Source organism: Leclercia pneumoniae, from assembly GCF_017348915.1.
GTDB classification, from domain to species: Bacteria; Pseudomonadota; Gammaproteobacteria; order Enterobacterales; family Enterobacteriaceae; genus Enterobacter; species Enterobacter pneumoniae.
The window spans coordinates 1,137,018-1,156,487 of the sequence record NZ_CP071383.1 but is presented as its reverse complement, the minus strand read 5'-3'; the positions used below and the strand labels follow the sequence as shown (position 1 = coordinate 1,156,487).

General features: G+C 59.1%; 8 protein-coding genes and 1 pseudogene. 7 read left to right on the top strand and 2 right to left on the bottom strand.

Translation table 11 applies throughout. The features are described 5' to 3' along the window. The first annotated feature begins 62 nt into the window (after positions 1–62). From fepD to JZ655_RS05315, 7 genes and pseudogenes are all read left to right on the top strand, one after another. Positions 63–1,067 carry a Fe(3+)-siderophore ABC transporter permease gene (gene fepD, locus JZ655_RS05345; protein ID WP_046884330.1) on the top strand — a complete coding sequence of 335 codons (1,005 nt, stop codon included), beginning with the start codon at positions 63–65 and terminating at the stop codon, positions 1,065–1,067. After that, complete coding sequence (fepG, locus tag JZ655_RS05340) at positions 1,064–2,056, top strand: iron-enterobactin ABC transporter permease (RefSeq protein ID WP_207293190.1); 993 nt, start codon at positions 1,064–1,066, stop codon at positions 2,054–2,056. The genes fepD and fepG overlap by 4 nt, the downstream gene beginning before the upstream one ends. Beyond that, positions 2,053–2,853: an iron-enterobactin ABC transporter ATP-binding protein gene (fepC, locus tag JZ655_RS05335; RefSeq protein ID WP_207293189.1), complete on the top strand. Its 801-nt coding sequence runs from the start codon at positions 2,053–2,055 to the stop codon at positions 2,851–2,853. The genes fepG and fepC overlap by 4 nt, the downstream gene beginning before the upstream one ends. A gap of 138 nt (positions 2,854–2,991) precedes the next feature. Next, positions 2,992–4,668: pseudogene (locus JZ655_RS05330) on the top strand (ShlB/FhaC/HecB family hemolysin secretion/activation protein). Positions 4,669–4,695: 27 nt separating this feature from the next. Then, positions 4,696–13,611: a hemagglutinin repeat-containing protein gene (locus JZ655_RS05325; protein ID WP_207293188.1), complete on the top strand. Its 8,916-nt coding sequence runs from the start codon at positions 4,696–4,698 to the stop codon at positions 13,609–13,611. 5 nt (positions 13,612–13,616) lie between these two features. Further along, the gene (locus tag JZ655_RS05320) at positions 13,617–13,991 is read left to right on the top strand and encodes a CDI toxin immunity protein (RefSeq protein WP_207293187.1); all 375 of its coding nucleotides are present in this window, start codon (positions 13,617–13,619) and stop codon (positions 13,989–13,991) included. A 778-nt stretch (positions 13,992–14,769) separates the two neighbouring features. Beyond that, complete coding sequence (locus JZ655_RS05315; protein WP_207293186.1) at positions 14,770–15,327, top strand: Ail/Lom family outer membrane beta-barrel protein; 558 nt, start codon at positions 14,770–14,772, stop codon at positions 15,325–15,327. A gap of 65 nt (positions 15,328–15,392) precedes the next feature. Here JZ655_RS05315 and entF read toward each other — a convergent pair whose 3' ends face one another. Then, on the bottom strand, positions 15,393–19,259 hold the full coding sequence (entF, locus tag JZ655_RS05310; RefSeq protein WP_207293185.1) for an enterobactin non-ribosomal peptide synthetase EntF: 3,867 nt from the start codon (positions 19,257–19,259) through the stop codon (positions 15,393–15,395). Then, on the bottom strand, positions 19,256–19,468 hold the full coding sequence (locus tag JZ655_RS05305; protein WP_040076627.1) for an MbtH family protein: 213 nt from the start codon (positions 19,466–19,468) through the stop codon (positions 19,256–19,258). Before JZ655_RS05305 ends, entF begins: the two co-directional genes overlap by 4 nt. Between the last annotated feature and the right edge of the window lie 2 nt (positions 19,469–19,470).

Here is a 19,470-nt window from a genome sequence, read left to right as displayed (position 1 = left end):
TAACATAGCCAAATAAGATAGATAACGATAATTACTATCATTATCAAGTCATGGACGTTGCTATGTCGTTTTCACCTTCTACCGGGCGTGCCCTTGCCGTGCCCGGTTTGTTGCTCCTGTTAATTCTTGCCGCTGCACTCAGCCTGCTGGTTGGCGCAAAACCTTTGCCCGCCGCCGTGATTGTCGATGCCCTGTCCGGCACCTGTCAAAGCGCGGACTGTACTATTGTGCTGGATGCCCGCCTGCCCCGTACCCTTGCTGGCCTGCTGGCCGGTGCGGCGCTGGGGCTGGCCGGTGCCCTCATGCAGACCCTGACCCGTAATCCGCTGGCCGACCCCGGCATCCTGGGGGTGAATTCCGGGGCCAGTTTTGCCATCGTGCTGGGCGCCGCGCTGTTTGGATTCTCCTCCCCCGTAGAACAACTGATGATGGCCTTTTGCGGCGCGCTGGCGGCCTCGTTGCTGGTGGCCTTTACCGGCAGTCAGGGGGGCGGGCAGCTCAGCCCGGTGCGCTTAACCCTGGCGGGGGTGGCGCTGGGCGCCGTGCTGGAAGGCTTATCCAACGGCATCGCCCTGCTCAATCCGGACGTGTGGGATCAGCTGCGTTTCTGGCAGGCGGGCTCGCTGGATATCCGCACCCTGCAGACGCTTAAAGTGGTGACGTTACCGGTGGTCATCGCCGCCGTGGTGGCACTGATGTTAAGCCGGGCCCTGAACAGTCTTAGCCTGGGCGCAGACACGGCCACCGCGCTGGGCAGCCGGGTGGCACGCACTCAGCTTATCGGCCTGCTGGCCATCACCGTCCTGTGCGGCAGCGCGACGGCGGTCGTTGGCCCCATTGCCTTTATTGGCCTGATGATGCCGCACATGGCGCGCTGGCTGGTGGGGGCCGATCACCGTTGGTCGTTGCCGGTCACCCTGCTTGCCACCCCTGCCCTGCTGCTGTATGCCGACGTTATTGGCCGTCTGCTGGTGCCGGGCGAGCTGCGGGTCTCGGTGGTCAGCGCCTTTATCGGCGCGCCGGTGCTTATTTTCCTGGTACGACGTAAACGCGGAGGTGGCCTGTGAATGCCCCGTCGCCACGTTTACTGCTGAGCTGTTTTCTGCTGGTCGCCGCCAGTCTGCTGGTGGCCCTCTGGAGCCTGTGCAGCGGCGCCGTTACCCTCGATATACAGCAGGTTATCGATGCCTTGCTTGGCAGCGCGCCGCGCAACGTCACCCTGGTGGTCACCGAGTGGCGCCTGCCGCGCGTGATGATGGCGATACTGGTGGGCGCAGCCCTTGGCGTCAGCGGCGCCATATTCCAGTCGTTACTGCGTAACCCATTAGGCAGCCCGGATGTGATGGGCTTCAACACCGGGGCCTGGAGCGGCGTGCTGGTGGCCATGGTGCTCTTTGGTCAGCATCTGACGGCGATAGCCCTGGCGGCGATGCTGGGCGGGATCCTGACCTCGCTGGTGGTCTGGACCCTGGCATGGCGTAACGGGATCGAAACCTTCCGTCTTATTATTATCGGCATTGGCGTTCGGGCTATGCTGATGGCTTTCAATACCTGGCTTTTGCTGCGTGCTTCGCTGGAAACCTCCCTCTCCGCCGGGCTGTGGAACGCGGGGTCGCTAAATGGCCTGACGTGGGCGAAAACCTTGCCAGCCACCCCCATTATCGGCCTGATGCTGCTGTGTGCCTGGCTGCTGGTGAAGCGTATGCGATTGCTGGAGATGGGCGATGACAGCGCCTGTGCCCTGGGCGTGGGCGTGGAGCGTTCGCGCTTAATGCTGATGCTGGTGGCGGTGGTGCTGACCGCGGCCGCCACCGCCATCGCCGGGCCGATTTCATTTATTGCGCTGGTCGCACCGCATATCGCCCGCCGTCTGAGCGGCACCGCGCGCTGGGGCTTAACCCAGGCCGCGCTTTGCGGTTCGCTGCTGCTTCTGGCAGCCGATCTCTGTGCCCAGCAGCTGTTTATGCCTTATCAACTTCCGGTCGGGGTAGTTACCGTCAGTCTTGGCGGTATCTATCTCATCGTCTTGCTTGTTCAGGAGTCACGCAAGAAATGAGCACAATACCCACCCGCTTGCGCGGCGAAAATCTTACCCTTGGCTATGGCAAAAAAACCGTGGCGCAGGATCTGACTGTCTCCATTCCCGACGGGCACTTTACGGCGATTATCGGCCCCAACGGCTGCGGGAAATCGACCCTGCTGCGCACCCTGAGCCGCCTGATGACGCCGCTGGCCGGAAGCGTGTATCTCGACGGCGAGCAGATCCAGCGCTACGCCAGCAAAGAGGTGGCTCGCCGTATTGGTCTGCTGGCGCAGAACGCCACCACCCCGGGAGATATCACCGTACAGGAGCTGGTGGCGCGCGGCCGTTACCCGCATCAGCCACTGTTTACCCGCTGGCGTAAAGAGGATGAGGCCGCGGTAACCCGCGCAATGCAGGCCACGGGCATCACCGATCTGGCCGCTCAAAGCGTGGATACCCTTTCTGGTGGACAACGACAGCGGGCGTGGATCGCCATGGTGCTGGCGCAAGAGACCGCCATCATGCTGCTGGACGAACCGACCACCTGGCTCGATATCAGCCATCAAATTGATCTGCTGGAGCTGCTGAGTGAGCTGAACCGCACTCAGGGCTATACGCTGGCGGCGGTATTACACGATCTTAATCAGGCTTGCCGCTATGCCACCCACCTGATTGCCCTGCGCGACGGGAAGATCGTGGCGGAAGGCGCACCAAAAGCGATCGTAACGCCGGATCTGATCGAACAGATCTACGGCATGCGCTGCATGATTATTGACGATCCGGTGGCCGGGACGCCGCTGGTGGTTCCATTAGGAAAAGGGGCGGCTTAGGCCGTCCGTTTTCGTACTCACCCGCCCTATCTTTCAGATTTAACTGCTTTTTAAGAATTACGCCCCTTTATCTGCCCGGCAAAAACATTAACATTCCTGATCTGACTGCTTCTTTTTCAATCACAGCATGGAATGCTTATGATGCCTCGTGCGCTACAAGGGATATGTGCGGCGTTTGCCTGCCTTACGCTCGGCCAGCCGCTCTTTGCCGCTGAGCCTGACAATCAGTTTATCATTCAGCAACAGCGTCAGAAGGCGCTTGAACAACAGCTTACCCCACCCACTCCGGACGTGCGCCTCTCCGGTAGCGACGATCGTTCCAGCCAGCTTATTTTTCCCTCGGAAACCCCCTGCTTCCCCATTGCGCGCGTCACGCTCAGTGGGCAAGAGGCCCTGCCCCACTGGCTGCCGCTGCAGCGCATTGCGAATCAGGCGCAAGGGAAGTGCCTCGGCGGTAAAGGGGTGAACATGTTGATGAGCGCCCTACAAAATCGGCTGGTTGATCACGGCTGGATCACCACCCGAGTGCTGGCGCCTGCTCAGGATTTACGTCAGGGTACACTGGCGCTCAGGGTGGTGCCTGGCGATATCCGTCACGTCACCCTGACGTAGGAAAGCAGCAATTATATCCAGCTTTACAGCGCCTTCCCTGCCCGTGAGGGCAACCTGCTGGATCTGCGCGATATCGAGCAGGGGCTGGAGAATTTACAGCGGCTGCCCACGGTGGAAGCCAGCATGGAGATTTTGCCCGGTAATAAGCCTGGCGAGAGCGACATCCTCATTACGCGCCACCAGCAGAAGCCGTGGCGCGTGGGACTGTCGCTGGATGACTCAGGCAGCAACGCCACCGGGCGCTATCAGGCTGGTATCACGTTGTCGCTGGATAATCCCTTTTCCTTAAGCGACCTGATGTACCTCTCGGCCAGCCACGATCTGAACGGCAAAGATGGCAAAGGCACCACAAACTACACGGCCCACTATTCGGTGCCCTTTGGCTACTGGCTGGCGGGCATCACCGCCAGTGATTACGACTATTACCAGACCAGCCCCGGCCTCAACGGGGATTACCGCTACAGCGGAAAGAGCAAAAATCTCGATCTGCAGCTCAGCCGGGTACTGCACCGCAGCGGCAGCCAGAAAACCACTTTCAGCTATCACGTCTCAGCGCGGGAAAGTCGCAACTTTATCGATGACACCGAAGTTGATGTCCAGCGCCGTCAAACCGCCGCGTGGAAGGCCGGATTACAGCATCGCCACTATATCGGCCCCGCGACGCTGGATGCAGGCATCAGCTATCAGCGCGGTACCCGCTGGTTTGGCGCTCAGCGCGCACCGGAAGAGTATCCCGGCTATGCCACCGCACTCAGCAAAATCCTGCAAATAAACGCCGGGCTGGATCTGCCCTTTGCACTCGGCTCACAAAACTTTCGCTACACCCTGCAGTACCTGCGCCAGATGAGTAACACCCCGCTTACGCCGCAGGATCAGTTTGCTATCGGCAACCGCTGGTCGGTACGCGGATTCGATGGTGAGCTCACGCTCAATGCCAGCGAAGGGTGGTATGTGCGTAACGATGTCGCCTGGCGTACGCCACTGTCCGCACAGGAGCTCTATCTCGGTGTGGATTACGGCGAGATTAGCGGCGTCGGCTCAGAGTATCTGCTGGGTCATCACCTGGCGGGCGGCGTGGTTGGCCTGCGCGGCAGCGCACTCCGGGTCAACTATGACCTCTTCGCCGGCACACCCCTTTCGAAGCCAGACGGCTTCTCCTCAAGCCACGCCACCTTCGGCTTTAACCTCAACTGGGACTGGTGATCGCTTTCGCGCTTAAAGGAATAGACCATGAATAAGAATCTGTATCGCATTATTTTCAACCAGGCGCGTGGAATGCTCATGGTGGTGCCGGAGATCGCCCGGGCGATCGGCACCCGGGCGTCCGGTACGGGTCATACGCTGAGCCGCCTGATCGGTAAAGTTAGTGCGTTAAGCTTTAGCCTGTGGCTGGCGCTGGGTGCGGTGCAGACCGTGCAGGCCGATATTATCGCCAACGGCGCAGCGGCTAAAAACCAGCGGCCGACCATCATCAGTAGCGCGAATGGTACCCCGCAGGTCAATATCCAGACGCCGTCCAACGCCGGTGTCTCTCGCAACAGCTTCTCCCGTTTCGATGTGGACAAGAAAGGGGTGATCCTGAATAACGCTGCCCGTAATACGCAAAGTGAGCTGGCCGGCATGGTAGCCGCCAACCCCTGGCTGGCTCGGGGGGAAGCGAAGGTCATTCTTAACGAGGTCAGTTCTCGCGACCCCAGCAAACTCAACGGCATCATCGAAGTGGCGGGTAAAAAAGCACAGGTAGTGATCGCTAACCCGGCAGGGATTACCTGCGATGGCTGCGGGTTTATCAACGCCAACCGCACGACACTGACCACCGGCCAGGTACAGATGAGCGACGGGAAAATCAGCGGCTATGACGTGCAGCGCGGCGAGATTGTTATCGAGGGGCGCGGGATGGACAGCACCCGCGCCGACAGCACTGACCTGATTGCCCGCGCGGTAAAAGTGAATGCCGGTCTCTGGGCAAAAGAGCTGAAGGTGAGCACCGGACGCAATATCGTGGATGCCGCGCATCAGGCCGTGACTGCGAAAAACGGGGATGAGAGCTCGCGGCCACAATTTACGCTCGACGTGGCGCAGCTTGGCGGCATGTACGCCAGTAAAATTCATCTGCGCGGAACCGAGCGCGGCCTTGGCGTGCGTAACGCCGGCGTGATTGGCGCCTCGGCGGGCGATGTGGTGGTGAATGCGGACGGAACCCTTACCAACAGCGGCCAGATTCAGGCGCAGGAGACCATCCACCTCTCCTCCCGCAGCGGCATCCAGAGCAGCGGCGTGCTGGCAGCCGGGATAAAACCCGACGGTAGCGCAAACGCAACGGGCAACCTGACGCTCACCAGCGAAGGTACGCTGAAGGTGAGCGGGCAAAATCAGGCCGCCGGAAAGATATCGGCCCGCGGAACAGACCTTAATTTTAGCGCCAGTCAGAGCCGCGCTGGGCAGATCGAACTGACGGCAACTCAGGGTAACATCCGCACGGCACAAGCCAGCACGGAAGCCCGGACAGTGACGGTGCGCACGGGGGGGAAACTGGATAATGACGGCGGTAACATTACCGCCGACACGCTGGACATCACCGCCCGCCAGCTGTCGAACCGCGAAGGCGTGCTGCAACAACGTGGTGAGGCGGCCCTGACGCTGGCCCATCAGGACGGGATTGATAACCGCGGTGGGATCATCGCCAACGCCGGAGAAAAACTGACCCTTACCGGCGCCTCGCTCGACAACCAGCAAGGTCGCATCCAGGCCAACGCGCTCGCTATCGATACAGCGACCCGCAGCATCAATAACCAGCAGGGCATTCTCACCGCCAGCCGGGAGATGATGCTACACAGCGGGGGGTTGAACAACGATGCCGGTTTAGTTCAGGCGGGCAGCGCCCTGAATATCGATCTGCATGGCGGCGCGCTAAGCAATCGCGACAGCGGCAAAAACGGCGGCCTGCTGAGCTTCGGGACCTTCACCCTCAGCGGCGGCACGCTGGACAACCGCAGCGGATACATGGCCTCCGCAGGCGACAGCCTGATTAACGGCCTCGCCCTGGACAACACCCACGGCACGCTTTACAGCGAATCACATCTCAGCCTGACAACGGACGCGCTGGTCAACCGCCAGGGGCTGATCCAGGCGGGCAACAACCTGACGCTGGAGACCCTAGCTCAGAGGCTGAATAACAATCAAGGGCGGATTAGCGCCGGGCAGAATCTGGCGCTGCAAAGCGGTGCGCTCGATAACCAGAGCGGGCACATTGTGGCGGGCGACGCAATGACGCTGACCACGCAGGCCAGTCCGCTGAATAATCAGCAGGGAATACTGGCCGCGGGCGGGGAGATGCGGCTAGAGAGCAGCGAGCTGGGTAACCAGAGCGGACAGATCCAGTCCGCCGGGGATATGACGCTTGCCGTCGGTACACAGCTGGATAACAGCACCGGGCTGCTCCGCAGCGGCAAAACCACCACGCTGAACGCCCGGAGCCTGCTTAACCGCAATACCGCCCGCGAGAACAGGGGCATCGAGGGCGATGCGGTCATCCTTAACGCACCGGTGCTGGACAATAGCGACGGCGCAATACGCAGTAATGACACCCTGATCGTCAACACGCTCACTCTACTGGATAATACCCGCGGCCTGCTCTCGTCCGCCGGGGAGCTGGATGTCAGGGGCGGAAAAACGCTCGCCCTCACCAACACCGACGGCACGCTGATTGCAGGCCGCGAACTGAAGGTCAATGCCGCTTCTGCCAGCGGCGATGGCAAACTGCTCTCGCAGGATGCGCTGCAGCTTAATCTGCAAAAAGCCTTTGTGAACACCGGGGAGATCATTGCCAACGGCAATGTCACCTTTACCCTGGCGAAGGGGCTGACCAACGAAAATCTGATCAAAGCCGGAAAAGCCCTGACGATAACGGCGAAAAATCTCACCAACAAGGTGAACGCCGGGATCAGCGCTGGGGAAAACCATCTGCTCATTGAAGGCACACTGACCAACCGCGGCCTGCTGGACGGCGGCCTGACGCACCTCACCGCCGCTACCCTCAATAACTACGGCACTGGCAGTATCTACGGCGACCATCTCGCGCTGGCCGCCGCAACCATCAATAACGAGGCCAAAAAAGGGGTGGCACCGGTCATTGCCGCCCGTGAATGGCTTGATATCGCCGCCGGGACGATTAATAACAAGGGTCACGCCCTGATCTACAGCGCCGGGGATATGGCTATGGGCGGCAACCTTAATGCGCAATATGAAGCGCAGGGGCAGGCGCAGACGCTAAACAACACAGGTGCGACAATAGAAGCGGCGGGGAATATGTTCCTTGGCGTCGCCACCATCAATAACACTAACGCCGGAATGAAAACCAAAGTAGCCGTCGTCGAAAACTCCGCCCACCACGAAGTCGCGCTGAAAGGCTCAACAAACCGCTTCGACCGGGCGGATGTCTTTATCGGTGATAAGGATAAGTGGGATGTACATCAGGCGACGATGCCGGACGGCACCAAAGGGCGTGAGTTTTATGAGTATAAGTACAAACGGGAGGTGAAAGAGACCCAGGTCACCGAAACCGATCCCAGCAAGATTATCGCGGGCGGTAACATCCACTTTAACAGCCGCCAGGTCAATAACCAGGACAGCCAGATTGTGGCAGGCGGTCTGCTGGGCGGCATCATCGGCGAACTGAATAATCTGGCGACCACGGGGGTACGGATAACCACTGATATCGGTACCCAGATCCGCTGGTATGCCAAAAAGAAAAAACGCAGATTTGGCGGCACCAAAACCTCACAGGGCAAAAAATATAGCGATTACGCACCCGCCCCAGTCACCCAAACCATCGACCTCAAACAGATGGCCTGGCAGAGCCATACCCAGAACAGCGGGAGCAGCGCTACGATTGCCAGCCGCAACACCGAGGGTATGACCACCGGGACCGCGCGCGCCGGTACGACATCACCCGCCCTGCCCGGCCAGATCATGGAGATCGGCGGCGGTGAGAACAGCGTTATTCGCATCACGCCCCCGGATCTCCGTCTGCCAGACAACAGTCTGTTCCGGCTGCACCTGAACACAGATGTCCCTTATCTGATTGAGACCGATCCGCGCTTCACGGACCGGAGAACCTCGCTCGGCAGCGACTATATGCAGCGGCAGTTCAAACTCGACGGTAACAACATGCTCAAACGGCTGGGCGACGGGTTTTATGAGCAGCGTCTGATCCGCGAGCAGATTATTCAGCTTACCGGCAACCGCTATCTGCAGGGCTTCAGTAACGATGAAGAGCAGTTCCGGGCGCTGATGGACGCTGGCGTGGCATTTGGTCATCAATACCACCTGGTACCGGGCGTGGCGCTCACCGCAGAACAGATGGCTCATCTGACTAGCGACATCGTCTGGCTGGTGCAGCAGGAGATCCCTCTGAAAGACGGCACCACGCAGCGGGTGTTGGTGCCACAAGTGTATGCGAAGGTAAAACCCGGCGACCTTGATGCCGGCGGCGCCCTGCTGACCGGTAACGAAATTGTGCTGGATCTGAAACAGGATCTCACCAACAGCGGGCGCATTAGCGGCCGGGATGTTACGCAGATAACCGCAGAGAGCCTGACCAACACCGGGTTTATCGGCGGGCGTAACGTCGCTCTTGAAGCACGCACGGATATCAATAACCTGGGCGGTACCCTACAGGGTAACGACAGCCTGAGTCTGATGGCCGGGCGCGACATTAACAGCGTCACGACCACTCAGGGCGATGCGGCCAACCGCTGGGTCGACCGCCCGGCCACTATTTTTGTACAGAGTGACAGCGGCGACCTGAGCCTGCAGGCGTTGAATAATATTACCCTCACCGGCAGCCAGGTGAGCAACGCCGGGGCCGACAGCCGCACGCGAATTGCCGCAGGCAACGATCTGACCCTCGACACGGTGAGCACGGCACGCACCGAGTATGGCAACTGGGGCAAAGGCAACAGCCGTCTGCTGGAGCAGTCCTCAGATGTAGGTAGCCAGATTAACGGCGGCGGCGATGTCGTATTGCAGTCCGGGCACGACCTTAATGCCCGGGCCGCCAGCGTGACGGCGAGGGATGATCTTATCGTTGCGGCGGGAAACAACGTCACGCTGACTAGCGGAGAATCGTCTTCTCATCTTGAGGAGCACAGCCGTCAGAGCACCAGCGGGATGCTGTCGAAGAAAACCACCGTTACCCATGACGAAATTTGGCAGACCACCGCGCAGGGCAGCCTGTTAAGCGGCGACAACGTGACGGTGCAGGCGGGTAACGACCTGCTGATCCACGGCTCATCGGTTGCTGGCGAGGGAGATATCGCCCTGCAGGCGGGCCACGACGTCACCATTGAAGCCGCAACCCATACCCGCGCCGATTATCACATGGAGAAAACCAGGAAATCGGGCGTCTTCGGCAGCGGATCGGGCGTGGGCGTTACCGTGGGTTCCCAGTCAACGAAAACCACCCGTCAGGGTACGGAAACCACCCAGAGCGATGCCCGCAGCCTGGTGGGCACCTCCGGCGGCAACGTGATTATCCGCGCCGGGGAGCAGGTGACGCTAAGCGCCGCCGATGTCGTTGCGGGCCGCGCCGAAGGCGATACTACCCGCGCAACGGGTCATATCGATATTACCGGTCGCGACATTGCAGTGCTGCCTGGCCGCGACACCCTCACGGAGTCGATGAAACAGGAGACCCGCAGCAGCGGCCTCACCGTCAGCGTGAAGGCCCCGTTCGAGGATTCGGTGCGCAACGTGCGCGATGCGCTGTCCAGCAAAGGGGGTAACAGCACCGTCGACCGCGTGAAGGCTCTCGCCGCAGAAGGCGCGGCGCTGGGCCTCGACGGGCCGGGCAATATGGTGACGACCTCGTTCGGCAGCAGTAAATCCACTCAGGAGTCGCACTACGAGGGTGAGTTCAGCAGCGGCAGCAAGCTGAACGCGGCGGGCAATATCCAGATGAACGCCACGGGCAACGATCTGGTGATTGCGGGCAGCCAGCTACAGGCAGGGGAATCGGTCATTCTGGATGCCCACCGCGATATCCGTATCACGACCTCGACCGATCGCGAAGCGTACAACACCCGCAACAGCCAGAGCGGGTGGATGGTTACTGATGACATCAGCATGGTCAGCACGGTGCGTGCTACCGGCGGTGGCGGCCAGCATGGCAACCGGATATTGCCTGGCGGCATGAGCCAGTCTGAGGGTAAAACCAGCGGTGCGAGCACCACGCAGAACGCCTCGCTGATTGAGGGCCGCGATATCTACCTTAACAGCCGCGAAGGGAGTATCGACGTGAGCGGCAGCCGCCTCAGCGCCACGGACGATCTGATGCTTTCGGCCACCCAGGGCGATGTACGGATCACCGCCGGGCAGGATACCGCCCGCCACGATGCCAGCGGCAGCAGTAAAACCGTCGGCACACTGGGTAGCGATGGCTACGGTGGCACCGTGGGCTATGGCCGGGACAGTTACCGCACCCATGAGGCGAGCAGCCTCGAGAACGGCCTGCGCAGCCAACTCAACAGCACCGAGGGTAATGTCATCGTTCAGGCCGGAAAAGATATCGCCCTATCCGGTACGGACGTGGCGGCCGGCAAATCAGTCACCCTCACCGGCGAGAATGTCCTGCTGGACGTGAGTCGCGATAGCCGCGACGGCGCATCCCGCAGCAGCCAGACGCAGTACGGCGTCACCGCCTCCGCGGGCGGCTGGGCGGTGGATGCGGCGAAAAGCGCCGAGAACGCCGTCCGCAGCGCGGAGAACGGCGATGACCCACGCCTGACGGCCATTCGCGCCGGACAGGCGGGCGCCACTGCCGTCCAGGGTGCCATGACGGACAGCTCGGTGGTGAAAGCGAAGGTCTCTCTCACCGCCGGCTCCTCCTCGCAGCAGAGCGAGTATCACAGCGCCGATACGCAGGGCACCACCCTGCGGGCCGGTGAAGAGGTCAACATCCGCGCCCGCAACGATATCGTCGGCGAAGGGGTGCAGATCGACGGCCGCCGCGTCACCCTGGACGCCGGTCGCGATATTCTGATGACGGCCTCTCAGGACACCCTCACCCGGTCGAGCCGCAGCCAGGGGAACCAGGTAGGTATTGGCGTCGGTTTCAGCCTGATTGGCGGCCAGAACGGCTTCAGCATTGAGCTCGGGGCCTCGCAGCAGAGCGGCCGCAAGAATGGCAGTTCGGCCTTCAACAGCAACAGCCTTATCCGCGCCGACGAGCTGCTGAGCGTGACCAGCGGGCGCGACACCACCCTGCGCGGCGCGGAGCTTTCCGGCAACCGCGTGGAGATAAACACCGGTCGCGACCTGACGATCAGCAGCGTGCAGGACAGCGTTACCCTGGACAGCAAAAACAGCGCCTCCGGGGTCGGGCTCAGTCTGTGCATTCCGCCCATCTGCTATGGCGCCTCGACGGCCAGCGTCAGCCTGTCCGGCGACAACATCACCCACGAAGGCCAGAGCGTGGCAAACCAGAGCGCCATCCGCGCGGGCAGCGGCGGCTTTGATATCACCACCGGCAACCACACCCAGCTGGACGGGGCAGTGATCAGCTCCACCGCCGCCGATAAAAACCGGCTCGATACCGGCACCCTCGGCTGGCGTGATCTCGAAAACAGAAGCACCACTTCCGGTGACAGCTACAGCGTGGCCCTCTCGGGCAGCGGTAAGCTGTTCGGCGGCAACGACGGCATGCAGCTCAACGTAGCCCCGGCTATCGGTACGGGGCATGCGGGCAGCGAAGACAGCGGCACCACCAGCTCCGCCATCAGCGACGGGGAGATTATCCTGCGCAACCCGGAAGGCCAGACGCAGGACATCGCCGGGCTCATCCGGGATACGGAGAACACGCACGACGGCGTGGATATCCGCGGGGATATTCAGAAGGTGAAGGACAACCTTGCAGTACAGAGCGAAGCCGCAGCCCTGGGTACCACGGTGCTGGATGCCTACAGCAAATACGCCCAGAAGCAGGCGGCAGAGTCCAATGCCGCACTGGAAGCGAAGCTGGCATCGGAAGGGAAGCTTGATGGCCTGACTGCCGCCCAGCGGGAGGCGGTTATCCGCAGCCAGCCGGAGTACAACAGCACCGACTACGGTCCGGGGAGCGCCTTCTGGACGAAGGGCAGCGCGGCGGCAGGTCTGCTGGCCGGCGCGCTCGGCGGCAACATGCAGGCCGGGGCCGCAGGGGCAGTGACGGCCTCCCTGCTCTCCGAACGGCTGGTCAGCGCGCTGTACGGCAAGGATGTCAGCCAGCTGACCGCGGATGAGAAAAGCCTGGTAAGTAACCTTGTCACCCTCGCCGGAGCCGGTGTAGGGTATGCTGCGGGCGGCGGGGATGTGTCGCTGGCTGCCGTGGGGGCGAACACGGCGCGGGTGGAGGTTGAGAATAACTCGATGGCCGGGGATAAGGGCCGAGAGTCACTGAAAGAAAGCAAGGAATGGTGGAAAGCGCAGGTCAGGGACAAGATGGGCGAAGGCCCGTTATCTGCAACGACCAACGCTATCATCAATGCCCTTGCTGATACTGGAGATGTGGCATTAGGTTCCGCTGATTATGCTGCTGATGGCGCAATGGCACTCACAGCCTGTGCGATTGGTGATAGCTACTGTAATAAAGCTCTCAGCGATTTGGACGGTAAGCATCAGGGTGTTGCAGATACCATAAGAAACCTGATGAAAACTGAAACCTGGTCAGCTATTGGTGAGATGGCAAACCAGGCTCTGGAGGGTAATCAGCTTGCAGCGGAGAATTTTGGGGCGCTGGCTGCATCGGTACTTCTGCCAGGTAAAAAAGTTCCCAGTGCAACAAATCGAATTGAAACGATTCTCAAAACTGAAAAAAGTTGGGAAAATGCACGCAATAAGGCATTAAATATTGTAGGTAATTTGGGGGCTAATTCTAAACCTGTTGTTGGACGATTAGAAGTTAGTGCAGGAAATGGAAAAGTAATTGGACGTCAATCTAGTGATGGTAAAGTTGGTTGGCGTGTTGACTACGATCCTGAAAAGGGAACACATATTAATATATGGGATTACTCCCAAGGAAAGGGGCCAGGAAAAGCAGTTAAGCAGGTAATACCATTTGAAGGCAATGAAAAAACATTTGAAACCATATTGAAACAGTTGAATAGGTAGGGGACATGACTCTATTCGATGAATGTAAAGAAGCCCTTAGCGCTGACTTTCATATACTTGAAGGCCAGTGCGAGAAAGAGGCTATTAATATTTTATATCAATATCCATTTGTTAATGGAAATGTATCATGGTTAGAGCTTAATTATATAGATTATGAAGATATAAATGCATTTATAGCAAACAATCATAATGAAAATGATTATGTATTTGTTTTTGTGGATGAAATAGGCATTCCTGTTTTTAGGAGTACGCTCACCTTGATTGCTGAGAATATTTATGATGTTACAGCCCTGTCACCTAAGTTATTTATTTTCAATGAAAAATTAATATTACAACCCTTATTTCCAACTGAAACAATCCGGTTAGGAATAAGGGGTTAATAGTATTTATAAATCCCGGTCATTCAGGCCGGGATTGTTTTATCAGCCGTTACCCATAATGCCCGTCCCCCGCGCTTATACTCCGACAAATCGTCGGTGTAGTTCAGCCCCCCGGAAATGTTCTGATCCACTGTTCCATCTTCTTCTTGTTGACGTAAGCCACGTCAGACCCTCGGCACAACCGTACAGTTCACGGGTGTTCTGGGCGGTGATAACGATGGAGTCCGGCATCACCCAATCCTAATCGGCATCCCGTCAACAAATCCTACCTGCGCTATCCATTCGCCACGCAAAAAGGGTTACGCTCGCACCAGGCTATAGCCCATATAACCAGTCACCCTGAATAAAAATCTGCCATAAACCATGCCGCTTTAGTCCACCCGCTAATACTGTCACCCCTCGTTTATACTACAGAGCATTTTTAACCAGCAGAGCGTAACATTGCTCTCTCTTTCAGCGGCAGCGACCTGCTACCCCGCTGTTACCTTCCCGCCTCGAAAGACAAAATATCATCATCACACTCAAAGCCCGCCCACCTATTCAAAGCAGCCCTCGCCTTCGTTTATCACATCAACTGGCAATAACACCCATTACAGCATCAGGCTAAATAGATTCTGAATTTAACCTCTAATTTACTGAAATAAATACAATTATGGGCTTAACCTCTTCAAAATAGCGTCGTCCTTCAGGCAAAGTTTTCTGCCTCGAAAAGGTAAACTTCATATTACTACGCCGCATTCACGGGCGTGTTTCACAGTAAAAATAAGGATGTTAATCAATGAAAAAATTGTCTTTGGCGCTGCTGGTAGCAAGTACCCTGATGAGCGGCACTGCGCTGGCAAATAACCATACTGTCTCGATTGGTTATGCACAAAGTGACTTTGAAAATCTGGGTGATATCCGTGGCGTGAACGTTCAGTATCGCTATGAATGGGACTCCCCTTTTAGCGTGATGGGCTCTTTCACCTATCTGACCGGGGACAACAGTGATAGCGAGTACGAAGCTGGCGAGACATGGTCATATAAAGACGATATTAAATATTATTCGCTGCTGGCTGGGCCAGTCTATCGTATTAACGATTACGTATCTGTTTATGCGCTGGGTGGCGTTTCTTATATCAAATGGGATGGAGAAACCCGATGGGATTATGACTGGGGCTATTCAGAGCGGGATAAAACGTCAGAAAATTCAACCCAGTTTGCCTGGGGCGCTGGCGTACAATTTAACCCAACGGATGATTTTTCTATCGGCATCGGCTACGAAGGTACCACAGCAAAATATTACGAATCTTACTCCGTTAATGGCTTTAACCTCACTGTCGGCTACCGCTTCTAATATCCTCCCACCCAGCTGAAAAAAAATCCCGGCACAGGCCGGGATAGTCATGCTTAAGGGAGTCATTATCCCAAAATTCTCTGTAATACCGGTCCAATCGTCTCAAACGCCTGCGGCGAGATAATATCGACGTGAGCGCAATCCTGACGGTATACCTCCAGTTCTCCCACCCAGGGTGCCCATGCCTGATGCGGATCCTGCGTGCGTGTGCGCTCGGCGACAAACAGCGTCGCTTTGCCGTCAAACTTCGCGCTGTGGGCGGTGGTGAGCAGGCGCACGGCATCAGCGTAGTTGCCCTCTATCGCTTCAAACAGTTTGCCAGACGCCTGCCCCTGCTGGGCGGCGATAAAGGCGTCGCGCTCGCGAGCAATCTCGGCCAGCACTTCGGGATCAAGTCCGTTTCCCTCTTTTTCTGCCCAGTTTTGCGTCTCTGGCGGCCAGGTATCCAGCAGTCCGAGGAACGCGACCTCTTCGCCCTGCTGACGCAGACGTGCGGCGATGCCTTGCGCCAGCGTGCCGCCGAGTGAATAACCGAACAGAGAGTAGGGGCCGTGCGGTTGTTGGGCTTGCAGCGTCGCCAGATGATGGTCTATCACCGCATCCAGATTGTCACCCTGCTGCATCGGTCCCTCGGGCCGCGGCGATTGGATCCCCGTTATCGACCAGCGCGGGCTCAGATAGCGCGCCAGCACGCTGAACTGCCAGGCAAAACCCGAAGCCGGATGGAAGCAGAACAGCGTAGGCCCCTCGCTTTTACGCAGAGGCAACAGGGTTTCGTACCCCATACGCTGCGCTTCATCGTCGTTCCACGACGCCAGCAGCGTGCTGAGCGCCCCCACCGTTGAGGCTACCATCACCTGTCCTGGGGTTACCTTGCGGGCAAACGTATTGCTAAGCTGTGCCGCCAGACGCATCGCCAGTAGCGAGTGACCACCCAGGGCAAAGAAATCGGCCTCAATGTCATTCACTTCGCAACCCAACAGCGTTGAGAAGGCCTGAGCAACAGCGATTTCAGTGTCGGATCCCGGTGCGCGACCGCTGGTTTTGTTGGACACGGCAGGCAACGGCAGCGCCTTGCGGTCAAGCTTGCCATTGGCAGACAGCGGCAACTCACTGATTTGCAGCAGTACCACTGGCACCATGTGGGCGGGTAACTGCGCTTTCAGCCTCTCGCGTAGCGCGTCGCGATCCAGCGGCAGGCCGGACTCAGATACGACATATCCCACCAGCTGACGCGCATCTCCGCCCGTCGCCACCGCCTGGTTGAAGACGCAGGCATGGGCCACGGCCTGCGCCACGTCCGGCAGGCTCAGCATCGCCCGGTCAATTTCACCCAGCTCAATGCGTTGACCGCGTATTTTAAGCTGATCGTCACTGCGCCCTAAATACTCCACCGCGCCGTTATCCAGCCAGCGCGCCACGTCGCCGGTGCGATACATCCGTTCGCCGGGGGCAAAGGGATCGGCAATAAAGCGGCTGGCCGTCAGATCCGGACGGCCCAGATAGCCCTGTGCCAGCTGGATACCGGTGAGATAGAGATCGCCCGCGATGCCAAACGGCACCGGACGCATCATGGCATCCAGAATACGCAGGCCGGTGTTCCACGTCGGCAAACCAATCGGCACGCTGTTGCCCTGCACGGCCGCCAGCTCCGGCCCAAACGCCGGATACCAGCTGACATCTACCGCCGCCTCGGTCGGGCCATACAGATTATGCAGCGGCACGCGCGTAAGCTGCTCCCACTCACGGCAAAGCTCGGTCGGCAGCGCTTCACCGCTACAGAACACCTGCTTCAGGCTGCGGGTACAAGCCACGTTTTCCGGGGTCAGGGTCGCCACAAAGGCGGCCAGCATGGAAGGCACGAAATGGGTCGTCGTGATGCCGTACCGGGCAAAGAACTGCTGCATAGCCAACGGATCGCGATGGGCCTCCGGCTCGGCCATCACCAGCTTCGCCCCGGCGATAAATGGCCACCAGAACTCCCATACCGACACATCAAAGCTGCACGGGGTTTTCTGCGCGACGACGTCTGTAGCAGTCAGCGGGTAGTGATCCTGCATCCATAACAGGCGGTTAACGATGGCGGTCTGTCCCACCATCACCCCTTTCGGCCGTCCTGTTGAGCCCGAGGTGAAGATGATGTAGGCAGTTTGCTGCGGCGCGCACAGGTTCAGCGGTTCGCTGCCCGCGGCAGGTAATAGTGTGTTGTAACTAAAAGTCGGTATCGCCAGCTGGCTGAAGCGCGCGCGCTGGTCGTCGGTCGTGATCAGCAACGAGGGCTGCGCGTCCTCGAGCATCATGTGCAGGCGATCGTCCGGATAACCAGTATCCAGCGGTAGCCAGGCGGCCCCCGCCTCCACGATGGCATGTAACGCCAGGGTCAGAAATACCGAGCGAGGTAACGCAACCGCGACGCTGTCGCCTGGCTGTACGCCCCGTTCGCGCAATAGCGTGGCAAGGGCAACCACCTGCTCGCGCATCTGGCGGTAGCTTAGTTCGTGCTGTGCATCGGCGAGCGCCGGGGCATCGGGCGTGCGGGCAGCCTGCTCTGCCACCAGCGTGCTCAGGGTGGTAGCGGGTAGCGCCACCGCGGTATCGTTGATCTGCGCCAGCTGTTGATATTCGGCGGGCGAAACGGTCTCTACCGCGCCACAGGTCAGCGCCGGATTTTCAGCGAACTGAGCCAGCAGGGCATGCAGACGTTCTACGTGCCGGCTCAGCGTCGCTTCGTCGTAACGCTGCTGGTTAGCGAGGATCTCAATGGTCAATCCGCCCTGCTCATCCGGAAACAGCGCCATCTCCAGATCGTTCACCGGACCCGTCGCCAGGGTGTGAGTCGTGGCCGTTACGCCGTTCAGATCGAGCTGATAGTCAAAGACTTTAACGTTGAAGACCGGACCGAAGAGCGCTTCGTCACTGGCGGTACGCCCGCTGTCACGAACGATCTGCTCAGCATCGTAACGCTGATGACGACGCATTTTTTTAAGCTGTCCGGCTAAGCGCTGCGCCAGTGCGGGCAGCGTCTCCGCAGGCTGAAGGGTGACCGCCAGCGGCAGCACGTTCAGCACCGGGCCGGTGGCGGTAAGGGCCGCAGAGCCCATACGACGCATAAAAATAAACCCGGCGGCATACTCCATCCGTCCGGTCAGACGTCCCAGCCATAAGGCCACCAGCGCCAGCGCAAGATCGGTGCGCTGCACCTGCCCGGCGTTTGCCAACTTACTGAAGGCGCGGGCATCAGCGCTTAGCTTCATGCGCAGAATATCGGTGGTCGCGGCCCGGCCTGGCAGCGGCGTAGCGGAAAGCGACACCGGCGGCGGTAGCTGTTTACGCTGCTCAGCCCAGAAAGCACCATCGCGGGCGTACGCATCGCTCTCCCGATAGCGTTGATACTCCTCCACCACCTCCGCAAAAGGGGTAAAGGGCGATGCGGGGGTCTCGTCTCCCCTCGACCAGGCACGATAAATGGCGACGATTTGCCGGGTAATGGCCGGGAAGCTAAAGCCATCCACCACCAGATGGTGATAGCGCTGATACCAGTACCAGCGGTTGTCCTCTACCTGAATCAGCTGATGGCAGGCCAACGGCTGGCCGCTATCCACTCGCAGGTTTTGGTGTAAATCTGTCTGCATCTGCGCCATGGCGGCGGCATGCGGATCGGCTTCATTGCGGCAGTCAACAATAGGGGGTTCAGCAAGCGGCAGGGTCTCATCAACCCACTGCCACACCTCGCCGTTATCCTCCGCAAAACGGGTGCGCAGGGTATCGGCCTGCATCATGCCCGCGACGATGGCTTTTGCCAGCAGCGGCGCGCTGATTTCACCCTCAAGTTCTACGTAGTGCGCCACGCTCCAGGCATTGGGCAAGGGAGAGAGCTGCTCTGCCATCCAGATACCCGGCTGAGCCGCGACAAGGGGAAGACGCGTGCTCATGCCTGCTCCTCAGCGAAATGGGCGGGGGTCAGGGTGCGCCAGTTTGCCGCCAGCCACTGCTGACAGGCCTCGCTGGATTGCGGCTCGCTCACCACCTGCCACCCCGCAGGCAACGCGCACTGCTGCGGCCAGAGGCTGAACTGCTGCTGTGCGTTTTGCAAAAGGATGAACTGACCCTGCGGATTGTCGAAGGGATTAGTAAATTCCATAC

Coding starts and splice junctions, on each gene's coding strand:
- entF (WP_207293185.1), bottom strand. CDS start 19,259: ATGAGCACGCGTCTTCCCCTTGTCGCGGCTCAGCCGGGTATCTGGATG.
- JZ655_RS05315 (WP_207293186.1), top strand. CDS start 14,770: ATGAAAAAATTGTCTTTGGCGCTGCTGGTAGCAAGTACCCTGATGAGC.
- JZ655_RS05305 (WP_040076627.1), bottom strand. CDS start 19,468: ATGGAATTTACTAATCCCTTCGACAATCCGCAGGGTCAGTTCATCCTT.
- fepC (WP_207293189.1), top strand. CDS start 2,053: ATGAGCACAATACCCACCCGCTTGCGCGGCGAAAATCTTACCCTTGGC.
- fepD (WP_046884330.1), top strand. CDS start 63: ATGTCGTTTTCACCTTCTACCGGGCGTGCCCTTGCCGTGCCCGGTTTG.
- JZ655_RS05325 (WP_207293188.1), top strand. CDS start 4,696: ATGAATAAGAATCTGTATCGCATTATTTTCAACCAGGCGCGTGGAATG.
- JZ655_RS05320 (WP_207293187.1), top strand. CDS start 13,617: ATGACTCTATTCGATGAATGTAAAGAAGCCCTTAGCGCTGACTTTCAT.